The organism is Microbacterium esteraromaticum (genome assembly GCF_016907315.1).
In the GTDB taxonomy this organism is placed as follows: Bacteria; Actinomycetota; Actinomycetes; order Actinomycetales; family Microbacteriaceae; genus Microbacterium; species Microbacterium esteraromaticum.
The window spans coordinates 759064-783230 of sequence record NZ_JAFBBS010000001.1 but is presented as its reverse complement, the minus strand read 5'-3'; the positions used below and the strand labels follow the sequence as shown (position 1 = coordinate 783230).

General features: G+C 68.1%; 22 protein-coding genes. 15 read left to right on the top strand and 7 right to left on the bottom strand.

From position 1 onward, the window contains the following. The first annotated feature begins 21 nt into the window (after nt 1-21). The 5 genes from JOE67_RS03835 (at nt 22) to JOE67_RS03815 (ending at nt 7424) form a co-directional block, all read left to right on the top strand. The gene (locus JOE67_RS03835) at nt 22-1053 is read left to right on the top strand and encodes a sugar ABC transporter substrate-binding protein (RefSeq protein WP_204974228.1); all 1032 of its coding nucleotides are present in this window, start codon (nt 22-24) and stop codon (nt 1051-1053) included. A gap of 4 nt (nt 1054-1057) precedes the next feature. Further along, on the top strand, nt 1058-2584 hold the full coding sequence (locus tag JOE67_RS03830) for a sugar ABC transporter ATP-binding protein (RefSeq protein ID WP_204974227.1): 1527 nt from the start codon (nt 1058-1060) through the stop codon (nt 2582-2584). Next, nucleotides 2581-3564 (top strand): ABC transporter permease, encoded by a 984-nt coding sequence (locus JOE67_RS03825; RefSeq protein ID WP_204974226.1) that lies wholly within the window; start codon nt 2581-2583, stop codon nt 3562-3564. The genes JOE67_RS03830 and JOE67_RS03825 overlap by 4 nt, the downstream gene beginning before the upstream one ends. 103 nt (nt 3565-3667) lie before the next feature. Continuing rightward, nucleotides 3668-5716: a hydantoinase/oxoprolinase family protein gene (locus tag JOE67_RS03820; protein ID WP_204974225.1), complete on the top strand. Its 2049-nt coding sequence runs from the start codon at nt 3668-3670 to the stop codon at nt 5714-5716. A gap of 1 nt (nt 5717) precedes the next feature. Further along, nucleotides 5718-7424 (top strand): hydantoinase B/oxoprolinase family protein, encoded by a 1707-nt coding sequence (locus JOE67_RS03815; RefSeq protein ID WP_204974224.1) that lies wholly within the window; start codon nt 5718-5720, stop codon nt 7422-7424. Nucleotides 7425-7506: 82 nt separating this feature from the next. Here the strand turns inward: JOE67_RS03815 and JOE67_RS03810 are convergent, their stop codons facing one another. Then, a complete protein-coding gene (locus JOE67_RS03810; protein ID WP_204974223.1) occupies nt 7507-8574 on the bottom strand; it encodes a LacI family DNA-binding transcriptional regulator in 1068 nt (355 codons plus the stop codon). A 184-nt stretch (nt 8575-8758) separates the two neighbouring features. Between JOE67_RS03810 and JOE67_RS03805 the strand changes: the two genes are divergently transcribed. The 6 genes from JOE67_RS03805 to JOE67_RS03780 all read left to right on the top strand — a co-directional run bounded on the left by JOE67_RS03805 (nt 8759) and on the right by JOE67_RS03780 (nt 14254). Next, nucleotides 8759-9628: an ABC transporter substrate-binding protein gene (locus JOE67_RS03805; RefSeq protein WP_204974222.1), complete on the top strand. Its 870-nt coding sequence runs from the start codon at nt 8759-8761 to the stop codon at nt 9626-9628. A gap of 60 nt (nt 9629-9688) precedes the next feature. After that, nucleotides 9689-10477: an amino acid ABC transporter permease gene (locus tag JOE67_RS03800; protein WP_204974221.1), complete on the top strand. Its 789-nt coding sequence runs from the start codon at nt 9689-9691 to the stop codon at nt 10475-10477. Next, entirely contained in the window at nt 10474-11244 is a 771-nt protein-coding gene (locus JOE67_RS03795) for an amino acid ABC transporter ATP-binding protein (protein ID WP_204974220.1), read from the top strand. Before JOE67_RS03800 ends, JOE67_RS03795 begins: the two co-directional genes overlap by 4 nt. Beyond that, the gene (locus JOE67_RS03790) at nt 11244-12323 is read left to right on the top strand and encodes a Gfo/Idh/MocA family protein (protein WP_204974219.1); all 1080 of its coding nucleotides are present in this window, start codon (nt 11244-11246) and stop codon (nt 12321-12323) included. Before JOE67_RS03795 ends, JOE67_RS03790 begins: the two co-directional genes overlap by 1 nt. Before the next feature lie 2 nt (nt 12324-12325). Beyond that, nucleotides 12326-13501: an NAD(P)/FAD-dependent oxidoreductase gene (locus JOE67_RS03785; protein ID WP_204974218.1), complete on the top strand. Its 1176-nt coding sequence runs from the start codon at nt 12326-12328 to the stop codon at nt 13499-13501. A 120-nt stretch (nt 13502-13621) separates the two neighbouring features. Continuing rightward, complete coding sequence (locus JOE67_RS03780) at nt 13622-14254, top strand: flavin reductase family protein (RefSeq protein WP_204974217.1); 633 nt, start codon at nt 13622-13624, stop codon at nt 14252-14254. A 69-nt stretch (nt 14255-14323) separates the two neighbouring features. On the opposite strand, the gene JOE67_RS03775 is transcribed toward JOE67_RS03780, so the two are convergent. Together JOE67_RS03775 and JOE67_RS03770 are read right to left on the bottom strand one after the other, a co-directional pair. Continuing rightward, on the bottom strand, nt 14324-14704 hold the full coding sequence (locus JOE67_RS03775; protein WP_204974216.1) for a VOC family protein: 381 nt from the start codon (nt 14702-14704) through the stop codon (nt 14324-14326). A 94-nt stretch (nt 14705-14798) separates the two neighbouring features. After that, on the bottom strand, nt 14799-16256 hold the full coding sequence (locus JOE67_RS03770) for an amino acid permease (protein ID WP_204974215.1): 1458 nt from the start codon (nt 16254-16256) through the stop codon (nt 14799-14801). Between the two features lie 266 nt (nt 16257-16522). Here JOE67_RS03770 and JOE67_RS03765 point away from each other — a divergent pair, with 266 nt between their 5' ends. Continuing rightward, the gene (locus tag JOE67_RS03765) at nt 16523-17554 is read left to right on the top strand and encodes a fatty acid desaturase family protein (RefSeq protein ID WP_204974214.1); all 1032 of its coding nucleotides are present in this window, start codon (nt 16523-16525) and stop codon (nt 17552-17554) included. Nucleotides 17555-17613: 59 nt separating this feature from the next. On the opposite strand, the gene JOE67_RS03760 is transcribed toward JOE67_RS03765, so the two are convergent. Both JOE67_RS03760 and pgi read right to left on the bottom strand, forming a co-directional pair. Then, a complete protein-coding gene (locus JOE67_RS03760; protein WP_204974213.1) occupies nt 17614-18225 on the bottom strand; it encodes a flavodoxin family protein in 612 nt (203 codons plus the stop codon). A gap of 85 nt (nt 18226-18310) precedes the next feature. Continuing rightward, the gene (gene pgi, locus JOE67_RS03755) at nt 18311-19993 is read right to left on the bottom strand and encodes a glucose-6-phosphate isomerase (RefSeq protein WP_204974212.1); all 1683 of its coding nucleotides are present in this window, start codon (nt 19991-19993) and stop codon (nt 18311-18313) included. A 109-nt stretch (nt 19994-20102) separates the two neighbouring features. Here pgi and JOE67_RS03750 point away from each other — a divergent pair, with 109 nt between their 5' ends. Together JOE67_RS03750 and JOE67_RS03745 are read left to right on the top strand one after the other, a co-directional pair. Continuing rightward, on the top strand, nt 20103-21032 hold the full coding sequence (locus JOE67_RS03750) for an aldo/keto reductase (protein WP_204974211.1): 930 nt from the start codon (nt 20103-20105) through the stop codon (nt 21030-21032). A 17-nt stretch (nt 21033-21049) separates the two neighbouring features. Continuing rightward, the gene (locus JOE67_RS03745; protein ID WP_204974210.1) at nt 21050-21874 is read left to right on the top strand and encodes a sulfurtransferase; all 825 of its coding nucleotides are present in this window, start codon (nt 21050-21052) and stop codon (nt 21872-21874) included. 25 nt (nt 21875-21899) lie between these two features. Here the strand turns inward: JOE67_RS03745 and JOE67_RS03740 are convergent, their stop codons facing one another. Both JOE67_RS03740 and JOE67_RS03735 read right to left on the bottom strand, forming a co-directional pair. Then, nucleotides 21900-22382, bottom strand: coding sequence for an Lrp/AsnC family transcriptional regulator (locus JOE67_RS03740; protein WP_204974209.1), 483 nt, complete (start codon nt 22380-22382; stop codon nt 21900-21902). 177 nt (nt 22383-22559) lie between these two features. Then, entirely contained in the window at nt 22560-23687 is a 1128-nt protein-coding gene (locus JOE67_RS03735; RefSeq protein ID WP_204974208.1) for an acyltransferase family protein, read from the bottom strand. Nucleotides 23688-23758: 71 nt separating this feature from the next. On the opposite strand from JOE67_RS03735, the gene JOE67_RS03730 reads away from it, so the two are divergent. Beyond that, nucleotides 23759-24133 carry a PLDc N-terminal domain-containing protein gene (locus JOE67_RS03730; RefSeq protein ID WP_204974207.1) on the top strand — a complete coding sequence of 125 codons (375 nt, stop codon included), beginning with the start codon at nt 23759-23761 and terminating at the stop codon, nt 24131-24133. Nucleotides 24134-24167 lie beyond the last annotated feature (34 nt).

Genomic DNA, 24167 nt, shown 5'->3' with positions numbered 1-24167 from the left:
CCCTCACGAAAGAAGAATGCAATGACGCACCTCCCACGGATCATCGCCGGCGCCGGCGTGCTCGCGCTCGGCGTCTCCCTCGCCGCCTGCAGTGCTGACGGCGGCGGGGCCGGTGACGGCGACGGCTTCTCGATAGTGTTCCTCGCGTCCTCGTCTCAGAACGGCTACAACCAGGCCGTGTACGAGGGTGTGCAGAACAAGGCGAAGGAGCTCGAGAAAGAGCTCGGCATCAGCATCACGACCAAGATCCAGGACGGCCAGTTCGACGCCAACACGCAGCTGTCCCAGTTGCAGAACGCCGGGACGACCGGTCAGGCGAGCGGCGTCATCGTCGTGCCGCAGGACGGGCCGGGCCTCGCCGCAGCGTTCCCACTGGGCAATGACATTCCCGTCGTCTCCGTACTGAACCCGATCGGCCCCGACATCGACAAGATGGAGCCGCAGACCGAGGGAGTCGTGTCGACCGTGGCCTCGCCGCCCTCGGCGGGGGCCGAGCGCCAGGCCGAGACCGTCGTCGATTACTGCAAGGACATCGATCCGTGCAAGATCGGCCTGCTGGCAGGACTCCTGAACTCGCCGCTCGACGTCGCGCGGATCGCGGCGTGGAAGGACGTGCTCGGCGCGCACGACAACATCGAGATCGTCGGCACCGTCGAGGGCGCCTACGATCGCGACAAGTCGCTCACGGCCGTGTCGAACCTGCTGCAGGCGAACAAGGACATCAACGGCATCCTGAGCAACGCCGATCAGCAGACGATGGGCGCGCAGATCGCCCTGGAGAACGCAGGCATCGACCCGTCCTCCATCTTCCTCACCGGCGGAGGCGGGACCACCGAGGCCGTGAAGGCGGTGCGCGAGGGGAAGTGGACGAACGACTACCTGAACTACCCGGTGAGCATGGGCGAGGCGGCGCTCGAGCAGCTGATCAACAAGCTCCGCGGCGAGAAGGTCGAGGCTGTCGTCGACGCGGACACGCTCGTCGACCTCCCGTCGATGGTCACCAAGGAGGACCTCGATGCGGCGCCCGACTTCACCGGTGAGTGGAACGGCTGATCCGATGCAGGATTCTGCCAGCGGGCCGGTCCTGGTCGAACTGCGCGGAGTGGGCAAGCGGTTCGGCGCGACCCAGGCGCTCGACGGTGTGTCGCTCGACGTCCGCGGGGGCGAGATCCACGCTTTCGTCGGTGAGAACGGTGCAGGCAAGTCGACTCTCGGCAAGGTGATCGCCGGCATCTATGCGGCCGACCACGGCGAGATCGTGGTCGACGGCGCCGTGGTCGACCGATGGAACCCGGCGATCGCTCAGCGGCGGGGGATCGTGATGATCGCGCAGGAGCTCGCGCTCGTGCCCGACCTGACCGTAGGACAGAACGTCTTCCTCGGTGCCGAGGAGCACCGCTTCGGCATCGAGCGGCGCAACGTCGCAGAGCGATTCGAAGCGCTGGACGCGCAGGTGGGATTCGGCCTGGACCCGGGGGAGAAGGTGCGTGACCTGCGCATCGCCGACCAGCAGAAGGTCGAGATCCTGCGAGCCCTCGCCCGCGACGCACGGATCATCGTGATGGACGAGCCCACCTCATCTCTGACGGCGCACGAGATGGAGCAGCTCGAGGACCTGATGCGGACGCTGCGTGATCGCGGCTGCTGCGTGATCTACGTCTCGCACTTCCTCGACTCGGTTCTCGGGGTCGCCGACCGCATCACGGTGATGCGGGACGGTCGCCGCATCGAGACCGTCGACGCGGCGTCGGTGTCGAAGCATGAGCTGGTGACCTCGATGCTGGGCCGGGAGATGGATCAGGCGTATCCGGATCGCCCGCTACGACCTCAACTCCTCGACCCGCTCCTCTCGGTGCGGGATCTGCGCACCGCGACGGGCGTCGAGCGGATGAGCTTCGAGGTGCGCCCCGGTGAGATCGTCGGGATGCTCGGTCTCGTCGGCAGCGGGCGCACCGAGTGCCTGCGTGCGGTGTTCGGCCTGGACCAGGTGGTCTCGGGCGAGATCCGCTTCGACGGCCGCGACTGGGTTCGCCGGACGCCGAAGGAGTCCATCGACGCGGGACTGGTACTCGTCTCGGAGGACCGCCATAAGGACGGCCTGGTGCTGCAGCGGTCGGTGCGCGAGAACATCGGGCTCTCGAGCCTGCCGGCCCGCGCGCGTGGCGGGGTCATCGACCGGAGGCGCGAGAAGCGCATCGCGCGGGATCTCGCTGAATCGCTCGAGATCCGGCCGCCCGACATCGAACTGCCCGTCGGATGGTTCTCGGGAGGCAATCAGCAGAAGGCCCTATTGGGGAAGGCACTCGCCGCGCAGCCGAAGCTGATCATCCTCGACGAGCCGACACGCGGCGTCGATGTCGGCGCGAAGCGGACGATCTACGAGCTCATCGTCCGGCTCGCAGCGCAGGGCATCGGGGTGCTGCTGATCTCTTCGGAGCACGAGGAGATCATGGAGCTCGCCCACCGCGCCTACCTGGTCTCGGAGGGCCAGACCTTCGGGGAGATCATCCCCGAGCAGACCACTGTGGAGGAAGTGCTGTTCCGGCTCTTCCACGTGACCATCGGACAGGAGCCGGCAGCATGACGGAAGCCGCAAACACCACCGTGACGCGAACCCGCGCCCGCAGGAAGTTCTCGGCGAAGGAACTCGTCATCGAGTACGCGGTACTGCTGCTGCTCGCCGTCGTGCTCGTTGCGCTCGCGATCCTGTCGCCGTCGTTCTTCACCTTCGGCAACATCGTGAACATCCTGAACCAGAACGCACCGCTCGTGATCATCGCCGCGGCCGGGACGTTCGTGATCATCTCGGGGAACTTCGACCTCTCGACCGGCGCGATCTACAGCGTGGCCGGGGTCGTGGCCGCGTGGCTCGCGGTGACCACGGGCAATGTGGCGCTGGCCCTCGGGGCGGCGCCCGTGATCGGCATCGTCCTCGGGGCCTTCAACGGCACGGTCATCACCCGCCTTCGAGTGCACTCGTTCCTCGCGACGCTCGCGTCTTCGATGATCTTCACGACGATCGCCGTGCTCATCACCGGAGGCAGCCTGATCACCGTGACGACACCCGGGTTCACCGCTCTCGGGCGCAACCGTGTCGGCGGCGTCTTCATCGCGGTGCTGGTGATGATCGTCGTGGTGGCGATCCTCTGGTTCGTGCTGTCGCGGACGCTGTTCGGGCGCCGAGTGTACGCCGTCGGCGGCAACGCGGAGGCGGCTGAGCTCTCCGGCATCCACGTGGATCGCACGCGCATCCTGGTCTTCGTCATCAGCGGTCTCGCGGCCGGCACGGCCGCGGCGATCGGTGTCTCGCGGATCGCATCCGGACAGCCGCTTGCCGGCGCCGGGCTCGAGCTGAGCGCGATCGCAGCGGTGATCCTCGGCGGCACGAGCATCTACGGCGGCATCGGCGCGGTCTGGCGGTCGGTGGCCGGCGTCTTCCTCATCGCCCTGATCGGCAACGGCTTCGATCTGCTGAACCTGAACCCCCAGCTCAAGGACATGGTGACCGGCTTCATCATCCTCGCGGCGGTCGGCCTCGCCGCGGCCGGGCGAGGCAAGCGCTAGCTGCACCACCTCCTCGCAGCTCTGCCGGAGACGGCCCGGGTCGCCCCGGGTCTCGACGGGCTGCCCGAAAACATCACCCATCCCTCATGGAAGGACCCCTGCAATGTCCGAGAACGTCCGAATCGCCATCGATGTCGGAGGCACATTCACCGACGTGGTGAAGCTCGTGCCCGAGACCGGCGAGCTCCGCTTCGAGAAGGTGCCGACCACGCCGAGCGAACCGACGGCCGGGGTGCTCGCCGCGTTCGAGAAGGCCGACGCCGACCCGGCCGTGGTCTCGACGTTCAACCACGGCAGCACCCTGGGACTGAACTCCCTGCTGACCCGCACGGGTGCGCGCATCGCGACGATCGCGACGCGCGGCTTCCGAGACGTCTACCTGCTCGGACGAACGGACCGCCGGGTGATGTACGACATCGCCCACCGCAAGCCGGAGGCTCTGCTCGAGCGGTACGACACCTTCGAGGTGACCGAGCGCAGCATGTTCGACGGCTCGGTCGCGACGCCGTTCGACGACGACGACGCCCGCGATGTCGCCCGTGAGATCCTCCGTCGCGGATACGACGCGGTGGCGGTCGCCTTCCTGCACGCGTATGCGAACCCCGCTCACGAGCTGCGCATGCGCGAGATCCTCGTCGAGGAGGCACCGGGAGTCGAAGTCACCCTGTCGCACGAGCTCTCGCGCGAGTACCGGGAGTACGAGCGCACGAGCACCGCCGTGCTGGATGCCTACATCAAGCCCATCATGCGCAGCTATCTCAAGGCGCTGGAAGGCGAGCTCGAACGGCGCGGTTTCGACGGGCGCTTCCTCATGTCGCGCTCCGGAGGCGGGGCGATGACCGCGTCGGCCGCGCGCGAGCAGCCAGTGAACCTGATCCTCTCGGGTCCTGCCGGCGGTGTCGTCGGTGCAGCCGCCTTCGCGAAGCTGATCGACAGGCCCAACCTCATCACGATCGACATGGGCGGCACCAGCCTCGACGCGTCGCTGGTGCAGGACGGCAGCCCCGTCCTGTATCACGGTGCGGAGTTCGAGGGGCTCCCGATCAACACGCCTTCGCTCTACATCCACACGATCGGGGCCGGCGGCGGATCGCTCGGCTATCTCGATGAGGCCGGCGCCCTGCAGGTCGGACCGAAGAGCGCCGGCGCCATGCCTGGACCGGCCGCATACGGCCGTGGCGGTACGGAGCCCACGTTCACCGATGCCGCGCTCGCTATCGGCTACCTCGGAACGGACACCCCGCTCGGCGGCGAGCTCACCCTCGACCGGGAGAAGTCGCTGACAGCGCTCAGCCCGATCGCCGAGGCCCTGGGGCTGAGCGTCACCCAGCTGGCGCGGGGCATGGTGAAGATCTCGAACACCAAGATCATGGGCGCGGTGCGCGCCATCACCATCGAGCTCGGTCACGACCCCAAGGATTTCGCACTGCTGTCTTTCGGTGGCGGAGGGGGGCTGGTCGCTGTCGATGTTGCACGTGAGCTGGGGATCCCTGAGGTGATCGTGCCGCCGGGCCAGGGCGCCTTCTCTGCGCTCGGGATGCTGATGGCCGACGTGCAGCACGACTACTCGCGCACGAGCCTGCAGGCTCTCGACGAGCTCGACGCCGATGCGGCCGATGCGCTCTACGCAGGCATGGAGGCGGAGGCGCGTGAGACGCTGCGCGCCGAGGGCTTCGACGACGCGCGCATGCTCTTCCATCGGGTCGTCGCAGTGCGGTACTCCGGGCAGGAGCACTCGGTCACGGTCGATTACCCGGACGACAGCACGGACCCCCGAGCGGCCATCCGCTCGGAGTTCGACCGCCTGCACCTGCGTCAGTACGGTCACACCATGGACGACCCGATCGAGACGACGACGCTGCGCCTCGGCGCGGTCGGCGTCGTCGACAAGCCGGATCTGCCGAAGGCGGCGCGCCGTCCGGAAGGCGGAGGGCCCGAGCTGCGAACGCGCACGGTCGTGCTCGACGGCGACGAGACAGCGGAGTACGGCCTGGTCTCACGCGAGGAGCTCATGGCCGGGGACGTCATCGAAGGGCCTGTGGTCGTGACCGAGCACACGGCGACCACTGTGCTGCACGCCGGCGACCGACTCGAGGTCGGTGCATACGGCGAGCTCATCATCTCGATCCAGTACGCGAAGAAGGGGGCCTGACGTGGCCGACGCCATCACCACCGAGATCATCAGGCACGGCCTGCTGGCCGCCGCGGAGGAGGTCGCGCGCAACCTGTGCCGCACCGCCTACAACACCGTTGTCTACGAGATCCACGATTACGGCATCGGGATCCACGACGCCAACGGCGACGTGGTCGCGGACGCGCCGGGCATCGCGGTCTTCACCAGGGGCAACGATGCCGGCATCAAGCACTCGGTCGAGTTCCTCGGCGCCGACGCGATCGAGCCAGGTGACGTCTTCATCATCAACTTCCCCTACTGGTCGAGCGCCCACACCCTCGATCCGCTCGTCTTCGCCCCGATCCATGTGGACGACGAGCTGATCGGGTTCGCCTCCTGCCGTGTGCATGTGACCGACCTGAATCAGAAGGACCCGGGCTACGTGCTCGACTCGACCGATCGCTCGCAGGAGGGACTCATGCTCCCCGCCTCGAAGCTGTACCGACGGGGAGAGCGCAACGAGGATGTGTTCAACATCATCCGGTTCAACAGCCGCATGCCGAAGCACACGATCGGCGACATCCAGGCGCAGGTGTCGGCGTGCGTGACGGGCGTGCGCCGCACGCAGGAGCTCGCGGACAAGTACGGCGTCCGCACGCTCACCGAGGCGATGGTGACCATCAACGAGCACGGTGAGAGGCTCGCCAGGCTCGCGCTCGCCAAGCTGCCCAAGGGCACCTGGAGCGCGGTCGACTACGTCGACGACGACGGCATCAACAAGGACGACCTCGTCAAGCTGCAGTGCACGGTGACGGTCACGGACGAGGAGATGGTGGTCGACTGGACAGGCAGCGCCGAGAACGTCGAAGGACCCATCAACCTGCCGCCCGGCCAGACCGAGGCGCTGTCGAGCCTCATCTTCAAGTCGCTCACGACTCCGGACTCCCCGGTCGTCGCGGGAAACTTCGCCCCGTTGCGGGTGGTCACGGTGCCGGGGTCGGTGATGCACGCCGTGCCGCCTATGCCGACCTTCACCCTGTGGACCGGTCTGCTCGCCGGCGAGGTCATCCTGAAGGCTCTCGCCCAGGGCATGCCGGAGCTGGTTCCCGCCTGCTCGGGCGGTGACGTGTGCTCGATGATGGGCCTCGGCGTCAACCCGCGCACCGGCGAGCCGTGGCAGGAGGCGACCAATGAGGCGGTCGGCTTCGGCGGCACCGCGCACCACGACGGCGAGGACGGGATCATGCACCTCTCGGAGCCGGGCTGTCGCAACAACCCGGTCGAAGTGCTCGAGGCGAAGTCCTCGATGATCATCGATCACTACGGCTACCGCCCTGACACAGGTGGTGCCGGGGAGCACCGCGGCGGGGTCGGCGTGAGCCGGTCGTATCGCTTCACAGCCCCCGCCACGGGCATCTGCCTCGTCTACAAGACGAAGACGGAGCCGTGGGCCATCGACGGCGGGTCGGAGGGCAAGCCGAACAGGGTGGTTCTCAACCCGGGCACGGATCGGGAGGTCGTGCAGGGCGGCAGCTACAACCGGCTCGCCGCAGGAGATGTGCTCGTCAACCAGACGGGCGGCGGTGGCGGCTACGGCGATCCGCTGCGGCGAGACCCCGCTGCCGTCGCACACGACGTGCGCAACGGCTTCGTGTCACGACGGTCGGCCGAGCAGGACTACGGCGTGGTGGTGACGGACGATTTCACGGTCGACGCAGCCGCGACGGCAGCCATCCGAGGCCGATGAATCGTCGAAGGCGGTGCGCTCGCAGATGCCGGCGCGCCGCCTTCGTCCCATGCCCCGCTCCGCCCGCCACGCGGGGCGCGGCTCACCCCTCCGGCGGTGCTGCCACTGACCCGCGCTCGACGAGCGTCTGAGCCAGCACGGTCGTCTCAGGAGGACGCCCGTCGCCGCGGATGCGGTGGAGCAGGGTGCGTGTCGCCTGCGCGCCGATCTCGTGGATGGGCTGCTCGACCACGGTGACGCCAGGGGTGGTCAGGCTCATCCACGGTGCGTCATCGAACCCCGCGAGTGACAGCTGCTGGGGGATCAGCACACCGCGCTCCTGTGCGGCCTTGAACACCGCCAGCGCGATCAGGCTGTCGGAGGCGATGATCGCCGTCACCGCGGCCTCGCCGTCGAGGAGCCGGGCAGCGAGCACGTCGACACCGTCGCGGCGCGCGTTGAGGTGGACGAAGGATTCCGGGTGCGCGATGCCCGCGGCGCCCAGCGTCTCCACGAAGCCGATGACGCGGTCGGCCACCGCCGATGACGACAGCTCTTCTCCGGTGCGGAAGGCGCCGTCGTGGGCGAGCGTGGAGATGAACGCGATCCGGCGGTGGCCGGCGGCGAGCATCAGCTCTGTGAGCCGCCGCGCGCCCGCGCGATTGTCGGTGATCACCGCGTCGACGTCGACACCAGGCACCGTGCGGTCGAAGAGCACGAGAGGTCGGCCAGCGTCGAGCACGGGCTGCAGATTGCCGGGCTCGAGCGACGACGCCGGCGCGATGAGCAGACCGTCGACCTGCTTGGCGAGCTGAACGGCGACAGCCTTCGCCTCGACCGACGGCTCCTCGTCGGAATTCGACAGGATGAGGTCGTAGCCGGCTTCGGCGGCGACGTCCGCCGCTCCGCGGGTCGCCTTCGCGAAGAACGGGTTCTCGATGTCTCCGATGATGATGCCGAGGGTGTGCGACCGTCCGGTGCTCATGGTGCGCGCGAGCGCGTTGGGGCGGTAGCCGAGTTCATCCGCGGCCTTCTGCACCCGGTCGCGTACGGCGTCGCTGACGGCGCCGTAGTCGCCGAGTGCCCGCGCCGCCGTGGCCTTCGACACCCGCGCGACCCGAGCGACATCGCTGACCGTCGCCTCTCGGCGCCCGGTTCCCGTTTCGCTCATGTCGCCCTCTCGTGTCTCCGCGTCAGCGGGGGATCGCAGATCTCGAACCTATCGGTTGACGCCGAACCAGAAGCCGTGTAGCGTCCATCGAAACGAATTGAGACCGGTCTCAATGTAACAGGCTGAGACCGGTCTCACCACAAGCCCCCCCACCCCGTGGATCTGCAGTTCAGAGAGGAACACCATGAGCATCCGCTCCACACTTCGCCGCACGGCCCTGGCCGCCGTCGCGGCCACCGCCGCGATCGCGCTCGCCGCATGCTCGCCCTCCGCCTCGACCGGCGGCGGGGGAGACGACGCTGCAAAAGACAACCCGTACGGGCTGATCACCCCCGGCGAGATCCGAGTGGCAAGCCTCGGTGACTCCAAGCCCTACACGTTCACCGACGAGTCCGGGGAGTTCACCGGCTTCGACGTCGAGCTGTTCACCGACGTGGCGAACCGCATCGGCATCGAGAAGGTCGTCTTCACCGGCCAGGACTTCTCCGGCCTGCTCGCGGCCGTCGCGAACGGCCAGTTCGATGTCGGCGTGGCCGCGATCGGCATCACCGACGAGCGCAAGCAGACGGTCGACTTCTCGGACGGGTACCTCGCCGGCTACCTCACGGTGATGGCAAGCCCCGACAGCGACATCACCGACGAGGAGAGCCTCGCAGGCAAGCGTCTCGGCGTCGTGCAGGGCACCCTGCAGGAGGCGTACGCGGTGAAGAACTTCACCGACACCGAACTCGTCCGCTTCCCGGACAACAACTCGGCGATCTCCGCAGTCAACAGCGGCTCTGTCGACGCGCACTTCCTCGACTACGAGGCTGCCAAGGAGTACGCCGAGCAGTACGGCCTGGAGAACGCGATCGACATCCCGTCGTTCGATGCGCCGGCCGGCTTCGCGATCGCGAAGGGCAAGGACGAGTTCAAGGAGGCGCTGAACGACGCTCTGCACGATGCGATGGAGGACGGCACCTGGAAGGAGCTGTACGAGAAGTGGTTCCCGGGCTCCCCGATGCCCGACCAGTACCTGCCCAGCGACGAGCAGGGCGAGGGCGGCGGCGAGTAATCGCCTCGTCGGTGCGGGGCCTCGGCCGACGTGGCCCCGCACCTCGAACAGGAGATCCTCATGGACTGGCTCGACAAGCTCATCAAGACGTTCCTCGATTTCGAGGCGATGTGGAAGGTTCTTCCGCAGCTGCTCGGCACGGGGCTGGTGAACACCCTGATCATCTCGGTGGCCGCCACAGTGCTCGGCATCGTCATCGGCATGATCCTCGCGGTCATGGGCGTCGCCCGTACCGCGTGGCTGCGCGTTCCCGCGCGCATCTACACCGACGTCTTCCGCGGCCTGCCCGCGATTCTGACGATTCTGCTGATCGGGCAGGGGTTCGCCTCGATCAGCCGGCAGATGTTCGGTCCCTCGCCATACCCGCTCGGCATCCTGGCGCTGAGCCTGATCGCGGGCGCGTACATCGGTGAGATCTTCCGCGCCGGCATCCAGTCCGTCGAGCGTGGCCAGCTCGAGGCCTGCCGGGCCCTCGGCATGAGCTACGGCTCGGCCATGCGCCTGGTGGTGGTCCCGCAAGGCATCCGCCGGGTCCTGCCGGCGCTGGTGAACCAGTTCATCGCCATCGTGAAGGACTCCTCCCTGGTGTACTTCCTCGGGCTGCTGGTGTCGGAGCGGGAGCTGTTCCGTGTGGGCCAGGATGCCGCGGTGCTGACCGGCAACCTGTCACCGCTGGTGATGGCCGGCATCTTCTACCTCGTGATCACCGTGCCGCTGACCCACCTGGTGAACTACTTCGACAACCGGTTCCGCACCGGCCGCCGCAAGCCCACCCCGCCCAAGAGCGGTCTCGAAGAGGTCGCCGAGCAGTCCCTCAGCCCGGTCTACACCCGTGGAGAGAACACATGACCTACACCTCGCCCCAGCCCGTCACCGAGGGTCGCTTCTACGAGGGATCCCGGCTTCGGATCGAGAACCTCCGCATGGCCTACGGCGACATCGACGTCATCAACGACGTCTCCCTCACCGTCGAGCCCGGCACCACGACCTGCATCATCGGGCCGTCGGGCTCGGGCAAGTCCACGCTGCTGCGAGGAGTGAACCGCCTCCACGAGCCCAAGGCCGGTCGCGTGCAACTCGCAGATGACGACGCTCTGACCCTGAAGCCCGATGTGCTCCGCCGCCGGGTGGGACTCGTCTTCCAGCACTTCAACCTGTTCCCCGACCACACGGCACAGCAGAATGTCGCTCTTGCGCTGCGCAATGTGAAGCGTCTGGCGAAGGGCGAGGCCGAGCGCATCGCCCTGGCACGGCTCACCGAAGTCGGCCTGGCCGAGCGCGCAGATCACCGCCCCCGCGACCTGTCGGGCGGGCAGCAGCAGCGCGTCGCGATCGCCCGTGCCCTGGCCATGGAGCCGGAGGTCATGCTCTTCGACGAGGCGACCAGTGCTCTCGACCCCGAGCTGGTCAAGGGCGTGCTCAACCTCATGGCTGAGCTCGCGCAGCGCGGCATGACGATGCTCGTCGTGACGCACGAGATGGGCTTCGCGCGCAAGGTCGCCGACCAGGTCGTCTTCATGGACGAGGGGCGAGTGGTCGAAGCGGGCACGCCGGAGCAGATCTTCGACGATCCGCAGAGCGACCGCCTGCGCCTCTTCCTGTCGGAGGTGCTGTGATGGCGACGACGTCAGCTGACCCGATCCGCACCGCCGTCATCGGCTACGGAGCCTCCGGCCGTGTGTTCCACTCGCCGTTCCTCGAAGCCGATCCGGCGTTCTCGCTCGATGTCATCGTCACCGGCGACGCGGGCCGCGCGGCGGAGGCCGCGGCGCAGCATCCGGATGCCCGGGTGCTCGCATCCGTCGAGGAGATGCTCGCGGGCGCAGGCGACCTCGACCTCGTCGTGATCGGAACACCGCCGGCCACGCACGCCGGCATCGCGACGGCCGCACTCGATGCAGGCCTGGACGTCGTCGTCGACAAGCCGTTCACGCCCACGTCCGAGGAGGGGCGCGCGCTGATCGCGCACGCCCAGAAGCTCGGCCGGCGGATCACGGTGTTCCAGAACCGGCGCTGGGACGGCGACTTCCAGACGGTGCGGGATCTCGTGGAGACCGGTCGTCTCGGCGCGGTGCGTCGCTTCGAGTCGCGCTTCGAGTGGTACAAGCCCGAGGTGCGGGCGAGCTGGAAGGCGGAGGCATCAGCGGCTCAGGGCGGCGGCATCCTGTTCGATCTCGGCACGCACCTCATCGATCAGGCCGTGCAGCTGTTCGGCCCGGTCGCAGAGGCGACGGCCGAGCTGGCGGTGAATCGGCCGGACGGCCTCGCCGACGACGACGCTTTCGTCGCGCTGCGGCATGAGTCGGGCACCATCTCGCACTTGTGGATGAACTCTCTCGCGCCGCAGTTCGGCCCCCGATTCCACGTGCTCGGCTCACTCAGCGGGTACACGAGCCACGGCCTGGACGGACAGGAGGCGGCGCTGGCTGCCGGTGCGTCGCCTGCCGACGAGGACTACGGCGTCACGCCGGCTTCTCGCTGGGGGCTCTTCGGCGTGGAGGGTTCGCTGGAGCCGCTGCCGATGCGCCGCGGAGACTACGGCGCCTTCTACCGCGCCCTCGCCGCCGCGCTCCGGGGCGACGCCGCCCTGCCCGTCGACCCGGCGGACGCCGTCACGGTGCTCGAGATCATCGAGCGACTGCATGCCGAGACGCCCCTGCGTCGCCCCGACCTCTCAGAACGGAACGAAGGATGAAGATGACCAACTCGCAGCCTCTGCACGTCGTCGTGATCGGCGCCGGGATCCTCGGCGCATCGACCGCAGCGCACCTCGCGCGCTCCGGCGCTCGAGTGACGCTCGTCACCGCCGGGAGACCGGGCGATGGGGCATCCGGTCGGTCGATCGCCTGGTTGAACTCCTCGGGTGCGCGTTCAACGGAGTACCGCTATCTGCGCCTGATCGGGCTCGACCGCTACCGCACCTGGCGGGAGCGGCACCCCGACAGCGCCTCGTACCTGCGCTTCGACGGCGCTCTGAAGTGGGGCGGGGAAGACGAGAGCTTCCGCGACACGTTCGATTACGAGCGCGCGGGCGGCTATGACTCGCAGTGGCTCGACAAGGCGCAGGTCACGACGCTGACGCCGGATGTGGATGCCGATGCGGTCTCGCAGGAGGGCGCGATCTTCAACCGGGGCGAGGGCTGGGTGAACCTTCCCGACCTCATCGGCGCCCTCCTCGCCGAGGCGACAGCCGACGGAGCGGTGCTGGTCGAGAACGCCGGAGAGGTGCGCGTGGATGTTCGCCATGGTGCCGCTGTCGGCGTCGTCCTCGGCGACGGCACCCCGCTGGCGGCCGACCGGGTGGTGCTCGCCACCGGTGGCGACGTTCCGGCCCAGCTTGCGGCACTCGGCGTGACGGTGCCCGATGCCACCCCCGCGGCGTTCGTCGTCATCACCGAACCGGTCGAGCCTCGCGTGAGGACCGTACTGAACACCCCGCGCGTCGCCGTGCGCCCCATGCCGGACGGACGCCTCGTGCTCGACGCGGACTGGGCCGAGCGGTCGATCATCGTCGAGCCCGACGGGTCGCTCACGGTGCCGGAGGAGTCGGTGCGCGGGCTGCTCGAGGAGGGGTCGCGCGTGCTCGCCGGCAACCCCGCGCTGGTCGCGCAGCGCGTGGCAGCCGGCCTGAAGCCGATCCCCGGCGACGGTGAGCCCGTCGTCGGGGCGGTGCCGGCCATCGACAACCTCTTCACGCTGTTCACGCACTCGGGTGCCACTCTCGGGCTCATCCTCGGTGAGCTCGTCGCGGAGGAGATCGTGACGGGCAAGCCGTCGCCGGTGCTCGACGCCTTCCGGCTGAACAGATTCGCAGCGGGTGCGGAGATCGACGAGGTGGGCATCGGCGCGTGGGCGCCGGTCACCAGCTCCTGATCGGGACGAGCAGAAGAGGGCGGATGCTGGGCGCATCCGCTCTCTTCGCGTCTGAGAGCCGCGACTGCACGACCCGCCTGGGTGCTCTCGGCCGACGTGGCGCTGGCCGAGAATGGAGGCATGGAGAGAACCAGGAATGTCGATCTGCCCGTGCTGTACTTCGGGACTCCTGTCGCGTTGATCACCACGGTCAACCCGGACGGGTCGTCGAACATCAGCCCGATCTCGTCGGCGTGGGCATTGGGCGATCGCTACATGCTCGGATTGGGCTCGGAGGGCCAGGCGTACGCGAACCTGCAGCGCGTCGGCGAGCTCGTCATCAACCTCCCCTCGGCCGATCTCGCGCCTGCCGTCGAGGCGATCGCCCCGACTACGGGCCGCACGCCGGTTCCCGACGAGAAGAAGGCGAGCTATCGTCACGAGAGTGACAAGTGGAGCCTCGGCGGCTTGACGCGCGTCAACTCGCAGGATGTTCTTCCTCTTCGAATCGGCGAGTGCCCTGTGCAGATCGAAGCGCGCGTCGCGCAGCTCATCGAGATCGACGGAGGCAGCGCTGTCGCCGTCGAGGCCGAGGTCCTGCGTGTTCACGCGCACGAGAGCATCCTCAGGCCTCAAGGGCCCGATCGCGTGGACACCGACAAGTGGCAGCCGCTGTATTACAGCTTCCGTCACTACTTCGCCCAGGGGGCTCGCGTCGGCTCGAACTTCCGGGCACCTCTGCTCGACGAACCAGCGGCCGCCATGAGCTCCTGATCGGGCCGAGCGGAAGAGGGCGGATGCTGTGCAGCATCCGCCCTCTTCACGTCCGCACCCTGCGGCTGCTCAGCCCTGCGCGCTGTAGTCCGGCAGCTGCTGCAGCGTCCAGGTGTTGCCGTCGGGGTCGTCGAAGGTCACGAAGCGACCCCAGGCGAGCTCATCGACACCGCGAGCCTCGACGCCGACTGACCGCAGGTGCGACAGCGCCTCATCGGCATCAGGTACGACGACCTGGATCGTGTTCTGCCGTCCTGGTTCGAGGTCGACGCCGAGGCCCGTGCCGAAGGCGATCGAGCAGGCAGACCCTGGCGGGGTCATCTGCACGAAGCGCAGCTCGTCGTTCACCTGCTGGTCGTGATCGGGGTTGAACCCGATCTTCACGTAGAACTCCTTCGAGCGGTCGACATCGGTCACCGGTACGAAGATGAGCTCGATCTTCCAGTCCATGCTCCTGCGCCTTCCTCGAGATCGTGGGGCGAATGCTCCCGCGGTCACGTTACGCCCGGCCACCGACATCGGACACAGACGGTGCACGTCAGGATCAGGCGCTCGGCACCTCGGCGTCGGCGGACGCCCTGCGCCTGCGCAGGTTGCGCCTCACCAGCGGCCACACCGCGATGAGCAGTCCCGTGGCGATCAGGCTCGTCCACACCTGCGTGCGCCCGGCCTCGGTGGTGAGCATGACGACGAAGACGGCGGCGATCGCCGCGATGAGCAGGATGTTCAGCCACGGGTGCAGCCACATCCGCAGCTTCAGTCCGGCGGCCTCCTCCGGAGTCATCTTCTGCCGGAGGCGCATCTGGGTGAGCGCGATGAAGACGTACACGAACAGCGCGACCAGGCCGGCCGAGTTCATGATGAAGTCGAAGACGCCCGAGGCGGGGGCCGCGAAGTTCACGATCGTGGCGACGACCGCGCCGCTGGTCGACGCGACCAGGGCCCAGAGCGGCACGCCGTTGCGAGACCGCTTCGCGACGAGCCGCGGTGCGAAGCCCTGATCGGCGAGCGCCGCGAACATGCGCGATGCCGAGTACAGGCCCGAGTTGAGTACCGAGATCACGGCGGTGAAGATCACGAGCTGCATCACTACTGCGGCGCCGGGGAGCCCCAGCAGTGCGAACACCTGCGTGAAGGGTGCGGCCGCCACGTTCACCGGCTCGGGAAGCTCGTTCCACGGGATGACCATGGTGATGACCAGCACAGCGCCGACGAAGAACAGCAGGATGCGCCAGATCACGGTGCTCGTCGCCTGGCGGATGCCCTTGGCGGGATCCTCCGACTCTGCGGCGGCCATCACGGCGATCTCGGTGCCGAAGTACGAGAAGATGACGAGCGCCACTCCTGTCAGCGCCACGCCGATGCCGTTCGGGGCGAAGCCGCCGTGCTCCCACAGGTTCGGCACGGAGAAGGAGGCGTTGGGCCACAGGCCGAGGGCGAACAGCAGGCCGGCGCCGAGGAAGACCACGATGGCGATGACCTTGATGCTCGCCAGCCAGAACTCGACCTCGCCGAAGGTGCGCACCGAGATGGCGTTGGTGCCGATGAAGATGAGGATCAGCAGCAGCGACCACGCCCACGAGGGGAGGAGGGCGAACCACTCGTGCAGCGTCTCGCCGCCGAGCACCGCCTCGTACGCGAGGACGCCGACCCAGAAGTACCAGTACAGCCAGCCCACGAGATAGGCGGCCCAGTCGCCCAGTCCCACGCGGGCGTACTCCATGAACGACCCGATGGTCGGGCGCGCCGCCGCCATCTCGCCCAGCATGCGCATGGCGAGGAACACCAGCAGACCGCCGAGCAGGTAGGAGAGGATCGCCGCCGGCCCGACGGAGCGGATGACGTTTCCGGAGCCGACGAAGAGGCTGGCGCCGATGATGCCGCCCAGGGTGATCATCATGACGTGACGGGAGCGGAGCTTCTTGCCTGTCACCGGGTGGCCCGCCGACGTCTCGGGGGAGACGGGTCGCGAGTAGGGGGAGGACGGGGAGTCGTCGGTCATCCGAACAGTCTTCCCGCTCGCCGTTCCGATCACCAAGCCGGCATTCGCCCGGAGAAAGACGGCGACGTATGCGTCCGCACGCATACCGACCGGCGTAGCGTGGGCACCAGCGATCGGCATCCGCCTTTGGCTGACACAGCTCAAGGGCATCCGAGCGGCAGGAGAGCATCATCAGTTCCACCCACATCGACACCGACGTCGACAGCGGCGCAGCGATCCTCGGACCGGTCCGCCAGACCTACTCGGGCACGGCCGAGTTCCCCCCGATGGCCCACGCCTACAAGCAGGTGTCGCAGGTCGTCCGCGAGACCGGACTGCTGCGCCGCGCCTCGTGGTTCTACATCCTCGTCGCCGCCGGCATCGCACTCGCGCTGGGCGGAGCCGTCACGGGGTTCATCCTGCTCGGCGACAGCTGGTATCAGCTGCTGATCGCTGGAGCCCTCGGCATCATCTTCACCCAGATCGCCTTCCTCTCGCACGAGGCGGCCCACCGGCAGATCCTGAGCTCGGGGCCGGCGAACTTCACGCTCGCCCGCATCCTCGCGGGCTCCATCGGCATGAGCTACTCGTGGTGGGACTCCAAGCACACCAAGCATCACGGCAACCCGAACCAGGTCGGCAAGGACCCTGACATCGAGGTCGACACCATCTCGTTCCTCGAAGAGGACGCGGCGAAGTCGCGGGGTCTGATCCGCCTCATCACTCGCAAGCAGGGATGGCTGTTCTTCCCTCTGCTCACCCTGGAAGGCCTGAACCTGCACTACATCGGGCTGAAGCACCTCCTGACGAAGAAGAAGGTCAAGGGACGCTGGACCGAGCTCGGCATCATCGCCGTGCGCTTCGCGATCGTGCTGATCCCGGTGTTCATGATGCTTCCGCTCGGAATGGCGTTCGCGTTCCTGGGTGTGCAGCTGGCTGTCTTCGGCGTCTACATGGGAGCGTCGTTCGCGCCGAACCACAAGGGGATGCCGATCATCGACCCGAACGCCCGCCTCGACTTCTTCTCGAAGCAGGTGCGCACCTCGCGCAACATCCGCGGCGGCTGGTGGGCGACCGCGCTCATGGGCGGCCTCAACTACCAGGTGGAGCACCACCTGTTCCCGAACATGCCGCGCCCGCACCTCGCGAAGGCGCGCGAGATCGTTCGCGACTACTGCCTCTCGAACAACGTGCCGTACACCGAGACCAGCCTGGGCCGCTCGTACGCGATCGTCATCGAGTACCTGAACCGCGTCGGCCTCGCCGCCGGGGCCGACCCCTTCGACTGCCCGGCTGCCGCGCAGCTGCGCCGCGCCTGACGAACAGAAGAAGGCGGATGCCCGAGGGCATCCGCCTTCTTCTGCGTCTGCGTGGACGATCAGGCCTTCGGGTACGCCCTCTCCTTCAGCATCCGGGCCAGGTGCGCGGCGTTCGCCGCCGCGGTCGTGATCGTCTGCGCGACCTTCTCGGGCGTCTGATCGAGGTCCTTGTAGTCGACCGAGCCCATAGCCTCGCCGTTCCAGTAGATCGAGCCCTGCGCGGGAATCGTGAAGCCGACATCGTTCAGCGACTGGAACACGATCGCCGCGATGTGATGCGCCCCGTCCTCGTTGCCCACGATGACGGCGAGCGCAACCTTGTCGAACAGCGTCGGGCGGCCCTGCTCATCGGTCTCGCTGAGCTCGGCGTCGAGCCGTTCGAGCACGCGCTGCGCGACGCTCGAATGCTGACCCATCCACGTCGGCGTCGCGAACACGAGGATGTCGGCCGCGAGCACCCGCTCTCGCAGTGACGGCCACTGATCGCCGTCGCCCATGTCGGCCTGAACGCCGGGGCGGATGTCGTGGTCGACGGCGCGGATGCGGTCGGCGGTCACCCCGTGCTCGGCCAGGGCGTTCAGCACCTGCTCGCCCAGAACATGGGTGCTCGAGCCGGACGGCGACGGTTTGAGGGTGCAGTTGATCAGAAGTGCGCTGAGCGTGTCATCCATGCACCGCACGGTACGCTCGGCGGCCGCCGCCGAGCAGGGGGTTCCGGATGCCCGGCTGCTGCGCTACGGGCATCCGGAACGCCGGTCAGCGGGCGCGGTTCGCCTGGTAGTAGGCGAGCAGGGCCTTGGTCGACGGGTCCTGCGCGGCGAGGGCCTCCTCATCGCCCTCGATCGCCGGGGCGATCTGCATGGCCAGCTGCTTGCCGAGCTCGACACCCCACTGATCGAAGGAGTTGATGCCCCAGATCACACCCTGAGTGAACGTGATGTGCTCGTACAGTGCGATGAGCTGGCCGAGCACGGCCGGCGTGAGAGCGGGGGCGAAGATCGACGTCGTCGGGCGATTGCCGGGGAAAGTGCGCGCGGCGACGAGGGCGCCGGTCGTGCCTTCGGCCTCGACCTCTTCCGCCGTCTTGCCGAAGGCGAGGGCCCTGGTCTGCGCGAGGAAGTTCGCCAGGAACAGGCCGTGCACGTCGGCGCCGCCGTCGGTCAGCGGGTAGGCGGGGTTCACGAAGGCGATGAAGTCGGCCGGGATCAGGCGGGTGCCCTGGTGGATCAGCTGGTAGAACGCGTGCTGGCCGTTCGTTCCCGGTTCGCCCCAGAACACCTCGCCGGTGTCGGTCGTGACGGGCGTGCCGTCCCACCGCACCGACTTGCCGTTCGACTCCATGGTCAGCTGCTGCAGATACGCGGCGAAGCGGCTCAGCTGCTGCGCGTAGGGCAGCACGGCGTGCGACTGCGCGCCGAGGAAGTTCACGTACCAGACGTTCAGCAGCCCCATCAGCACCGGCACGTTCTGCGCCAGCGGGGTGGTGCGCACGTGCTCGTCGACGGCGTGGAAGCCGGCGAGCAGCTCGCGGAACGCCGAGGGGCCGAAGACGATCGCGAGCGACAGCCCGATCGCCGAGTCGACCGAGTAGCGCCCGCCCACCCAGTCCCAGAAACCGAATGCGTTCTCGGGGTCGATCCCGAAGGCCTCGACCTTGTCGAGGGCGGTCGAGACCGCGACGAAGTGGTGAGCGACGGCGCCCTTGCGGCTCGCGTCGTCGTCTTCCATCAGACCGGCCGCCGAGAGCCCCGCCCACAGCCAGTCGCGCGCGAGGCGCGCGTTGGTCAGGGTCTCGAGCGTGGTGAAGGTCTTCGAGGCCACGATGAACAGAGTCGACTCGGGATCAAGGTCGGCTGTCTTCTGAGCGATGTCGGTCGGGTCGATGTTCGACACGAACCGCGCCTCGATACCGGCATCCGCCAGCGGCTTGAGCGCCTCGTAGACCATCACGGGGCCCAGGTCAGAGCCGCCGATGCCGATGTTCACGACATGCGTGACCTTCTTGCCCGTGACGCCGACCCAGTCACCGGAGCGCACCCGGTCGGCGAACGCCGACAGCGAGGCGAGTACGGACTGCACGTCGTCGTCGACGTCCTGCCCGTCGACGACGAGCGCAGGAGACGCGCCCTCAGGGCGACGCAGCGCCGTGTGCAGCACGGCGCGGTCTTCGGTGGTGTTGATGTGCTCGCCCGCCAACATCGCCGCATAGCGCTCCGCGACACCCGTCTGCTCGGCCAGTCGCACGAGCGAGGCGACGATCTCGTCGGTCACGAGGTTCTTGGACAGGTCGACGTGCAGATCGGCCAGCGGCAGCGACAGGCGCTCGACGCGCGTCGGGTCATCGGCGAACCAGCCACGCAGGTCGGGGGAGAACGAGTCCCGGATGGCCGACAGCTCAGCCCAGGCGGACGTGGACGTGGGATCGATCGGTGCGCTCATACACGCAACGTTAGCGCCGTGTCCGAACCGTCGCGCGGCCGATGTCGGGCCCCCGGGGCCGGGTGTCGACGCTGACGGGTAGCGTGGTCACCGGACCTCAGGAGGAACGATGAAGACAGTGCCGTTCGGAAACCGCACCGCCCCCGCGGTGATCGCCGGGATGATGCGCATCCCCGACAAGACCGATGCCGAGGTCCGCGAGCTCTACGACACCGCGCGCTCGGCCGGTGTCGACTTCTTCGACCACGCCGACATCTACGGCGGCGCCATGCACGTCTGCGAGGAGCGCTTCTCGGCGGCCCTGCAGCTGAGCCCCGCGGAGCGGTCCGAGATCGTGCTGCAGACCAAGTGCGGGATCGTGCCGTCGCAGCAGATGTTCGACTTCTCGTACGAGCACATCACGACCCAGGTCGAGGGGTCGCTGAAGGCGCTTCGCACCGACTACATCGACGTTCTGCTGCTGCACCGCCCCGACGCGCTGGTCGAACCAGACGAGGTCGCCCGTGCCTTCGACGAGCTGGAGACCGCAGGCAAGGTGCGCGCGTTCGGCGTCTCGAACCACACTCCCCGTCAGATCGACCTGCTCCGAACGGCCGTGAGCCAGCCGCTCATCGCGAACCAGCTGCAGCTGTCGATCACCCACTCGCCGATCATCGCCCAGGGGATCGCCGCGAACATGGCAGGGGAGGAGCAGAGCGTCGTCCGCGACGGCGGCGGCATCGTCGACTACTGCCGCATCAACGGCATCACGGTTCAGGCGTGGTCGCCGTTCCAGGCCGGCTTCTTCGACGGGGTCTTCCTCGGCAACCCGAAGCATCCCGAGCTGAATGCGGTGATCGACAGGCTCGCCGCGAAGTACGACGTCGCCCCGATCGCCATCGCCACGGCGTGGATCACTCGCCACCCCGCGAAGATGCAGGTCGTGCTCGGCACGACCACCCCGCAGCGCGTCGCCGACGCCGCCGCCGGAGCAGACGTCGAACTCACCCGCGCCGAATGGTACGAGCTGTTCCGTGTCGGCGGGCACATCGTCCCCTGACCGGGAGGACGCGCGACATGCATCCGCTCATCTCGGCCGCCGAGCTGCGCGATCAGCTCGACTCCATACACGTGCTCGACGCGCGCTGGTCGCTCGGCCGCACCGACGGACACGATCAGTACCTCGCAGGGCACATCCCCGGAGCAGTCTTCGTCGACGTCGAGCATGACCTCACTCGTCACGGGGAGCCGCACGAGGGGCGTCACCCGCTGCCCGACGACGCCGCGCTCGCCGCGGCCGCGCGTCGGTGGGGCGTACGGCAGGGCGCGTCGGTGGTCGTCTACGACGACGACCGGATGCTTCCCTCGTCACGCGCCTGGTGGGCGCTGCGGCGCGCGGGGCTGGAGGTGCGGGTGCTCGACGGCGGCTGGCAGGCCTGGCTGAGCATCGGTGGCGACGTCGAGAGGGGTGAGGTCGTCGTGTCACCAGGGGATATCGTTCTCGGGTCACCAGGGAACGACGGCGTGATCGACACCGAGGCGGCCGCCGGCTGGCCGGACGACGGCACGCTGCTGGATGCCCGGGTGGCTGAGCGCTACCGCGGCGAGACAGAGCCCATCGACCCGGTCGCCGGGCACATCCCCGGTGCGAAGAACCTGCCGATCGGGCAGCTGCTCACCGATGATGCGCGATTCCGCCCGGCGTCCGACATTGCGGCCGCTTTCGACGCCGTCGGCGCAACGGCTGACACGCCGATCGCCGCGTATTGCGGATCGGGTATCACCGCCGCTCAGCTGGCACTGGCCGGCGTGATCGCCGGAAGAGACGTGACGGTCTATCCCGGCTCGTGGAGCGCCTGGTCGAACACCCCGGGACGGCCGGTAGCGACCGGCGCGGAGTGACGGGCGCACGGCGTCGGTGGGGTGATCAGAGGCCCCTCGCGCCCGGCGCCTGAGCGAAGATCAGGCTCGTGCTCGTCGACGCCACTTCGGGGCGGAGGCTGATCGTGTCGGACACCAGCTCGCGCAGCACGGTCGCATCGGCCACGGCCACGTGTACGAGGAAGTCGCGGTCGCCCGCCAGGAAGTAAACGCGCTCGGTGGCGGGCAGGTCCTCGAGATAGGACTGGAATCGACGAAGATCGCCCCGGGCGTGCGCGTGCAGCCGGATCGAGATGAGCGCTTCGAGGTGCAGTCCGATGGCTGACGGCGAGATCTCGGCGTGGAAGCCGACGATGACCCCGTTGGTCTGCAGCGCTCGCACGCGCTTGAGGCAGGTCGACTCGGCGACTCCGACGATCGCGGCGAGATCCGAGTTCGAGATGCGGCCGTTCCGGCTCAGCTCCGACAGGATGAGGCGGTCGGTGGCGTCGAGCTCATTCCCCGGCGTCGAGGATGATGCGGCGGGCATGGGGCTGCTCCTGTGGTCTGCGCGAAGATCGTGGTCGATGCACGACGATCCTATGCAGGATCTTCGACCCGCGCGCCTCTGCGCCGACGGATCCGCGACGTCGGCGGAGCTTGCATGGTGGACGACGGGGGCGAAACGGGCGCCTCGTCACCCGGGTGCGCCTGAGAGGGTCGCGGCTCAGCCGCGACCTGTCTTCTCGAGCGTGCGGGGCATGGTGCGCGTACGTTGCGTCGTGCGCCCTCGGAGCTTCATCGCGGGGCGTTCGACGAGTGTCCAGCTTGCCCATGCCAACGGTACCGTTGCGGCGATCGAGGCCAGCATGTACAGCCAGAGCGGCAGCCCGCGTCCGATCGTGATCGCGAGGAGCTGCTGCACCGGGAAGGCGTAGATGTACATCCCGTAGGAGATGTCATTCTTCGCACCGATCCGGTGCAGTGGCAGCGCGATGCCGAGCCACATGCAGAGGTACGCGAGCGGGATGGGGGCGAGGAAGTCGAACGTACCGCTCACCGCGGTGAGAATGACGGCGGCAGCGGACGCTGCCGCGAACTCCCATCGGAACGCGACGCGCTCACGGAGGACATACAGCAGTGCGCCAGCGACGAAGTAGGTTCCGAGCCGCACGGTGTGAAGAAGGACGCTGATGTTCAGCACGTCGAGGTACACGTGGGAGGCTGTGACCGCCATGCCGCTGGCCAACGTCACGGCGAGGAAGCGCGCCAGCCACCGTCGGGGGACGAACGTCATCGCGAGACCGATCGCGAGGTAGCACAGCGCCTCGTAGAACAGCGTCCACAGCGACCCGTTCCAAGTGGCCGGGTAGGGCGCATGCGCAAGCGTGCCGGTCACATCGAATGTGAAGATGTAGAGGCCTGCGTTCTTCACAAGGTATTCGAGCCCCGCACCGAGCGAGTACTCGCCCATGACGAGCGTCGACAGTGGGGCGAATACGAAGGCCGTCACCGCAAGCACGACGATGAACGCCGGGTAGATCCGCAGGATACGGCGCCAAAGGAATCGGCCGAGCTCGGAGTGATCGCGACTGCTCGCGATCAAGTATCCGGAGATGACGAAGAACCCGGCCACCGCCCACGGGCCGAGCGAGTTGAATGCCCCCGGTCCGATCGGTTCGTCCGTCCGACCACTCAGCGGCCACGAGTGAGCGACGATCACCGCTGTCGCGAACAGCAGGCGAAGGGCATTCAGGCTGTTCCGCTTCGGATGGAAGGCGGTCCCCAGCGAAGTCATGCGCCCGAGCGTATCGAACCGGCAGGTTGGCCCGGTGTCAGGCGCAACCGTCTGCACCTCCGTTTGGGGGCGAGGGTCCGGGGCGGAGACCGGGGCGGGGTGCGCCGAGGACGGTCTAATCTGATGTCATGCCGTTCCTGTTCACCCTGATCACCATCGCACTGATGGTGTACGCGCTCGTCGACATCATCCGTCGCGACGACAGCCAGGTGCGGTTCATGCCCAAGTTCGTCTGGCTGCTGCTGGTGATCCTGCTGCCGCTCATCGGCAGCGTGCTGTGGTTCGCGATCGGCCGCGAGTACCCCGAGGGCGGGATACAGCTCGGGCGACCTTCGCGACGCGACGCGTCCGCCGCACCCCCCGTGGCGACAGCGCCACCGGCCGATGTGCGCTCGACCGAGCAGCAGATCGCCGATCTCGACCGCGAGATCGAGGAGTGGCGGCTTCGGCAGGAGATCGAGAAGCGCAAGAAGGAGCGCGGCGAGGGCGTCAGCGACGACTGAGGCCGTCACCTGATCCTGCGGACGCCGGCCCCGC